General features: G+C 41.5%; 1 protein-coding gene and 1 pseudogene. Both read right to left on the minus strand.

Translation table 11 applies throughout. The features are described from left to right. Nucleotides 1-261, minus strand: a 261-nt coding sequence (locus tag QI30_RS18600) for a plasmid recombination protein (RefSeq protein WP_199754720.1), incomplete at its 3' end; no start/stop codon positions are given. A gap of 569 nt (nucleotides 262-830) precedes the next feature. Further along, nucleotides 831-1130: pseudogene (locus tag QI30_RS18605) on the minus strand (tetracycline resistance MFS efflux pump); the annotation flags it as partial.

The raw sequence follows: 1130 nt of genomic DNA on the forward strand, positions 1-1130 counted from the left end.
TTTACTGGATTGGATGTGCTTAAAGTAATCATCAATTTTCCGGTCATTGCGTTTTTGTTTAGCATTGTAATTTTCCAACGCTTCGCCAAATTCTTCTTGATACAGTTCTTTCAAATCCTTCTGAACGAGGTACACATTTTCGTGCGAACGAGATTCATCAATGTGTGAATTCCGTTCTTTATCCTTGTCACTCATGGTCCGATTATTGTGTTTGATGTTGGTTTTATTGGTCGCCTTTTTGAGCGAAACCGACATGCTCATGACGAATCACCTCACTTGCTATGAGTGTACCAGACAGTTTGTTACTTTGCCAAAGTAACCTTTTCTGTATTTTGACACTGCGCTGCGCTCCATGTGCAAAATGAAAAGGCTCTCCGAGGGTAAAAGCAGGGGTCTGTCACTCTGGCGTGACAGTTTCCCCAAGATCAAAATCAAAAGAAAAGACCTTGGGCGTTGCCCAAACCCACGAGGGAAAAGTTTCCCCTCGACCCCCTCCAAAAACTCCCCCATCCCCCTCAATTTTGAGGGGGCTCCCTCGCCGGTAGGCAGGTCAAAAGGTGTTGCCTTTTGACGTGCCGAGAGGGTTCGGGTTTTGCGAAATTCGTCAACTCCTTAAATTCCTTCCCGTTGGTCAGTCAGACATTTACCGTTGACGAATGCCACGTTTTTCGTTCTGCAGCTCATCAGCTTTTAGACGAAAAAAAAGACCGTCAAATGACGATCTTCGTTCTTCAATAAACGCGCCCTTTAATGGAACAAAAAGATTTGAATTCCTGTTATAAAAAAAGGATCAATTTTGAACTCTCTCCCAAAGTTGATCCCTTAACGATTTAGAAATCCCTTTGAGAATGTTTATATACATTCAAGGTAACCAGCCAACTAATGACAATGATTCCTGAAAAAAGTAATAACAAATTACTATACAGATAAGTTGACTGATCAACTTCCATAGGTAACAACCTTTGATCAAGTAAGGGTATGGATAATAAACCACCTACAATTGCAATACCTGTTCCCTCTGATAAAAAGCTGGTAAAGTTAAGCAAACTCATTCCAGCACCAGCTTCCTGCTGTTTCAAGCTACTTGAAACAATTGTTGATATAACTGTTTTGGTGAACGAAAGCCCACC

Source organism: Candidatus Kurthia intestinigallinarum (assembly GCF_003991225.1).
GTDB lineage: Bacteria > Bacillota > Bacilli > Bacillales_A > Planococcaceae > Kurthia > Kurthia populi.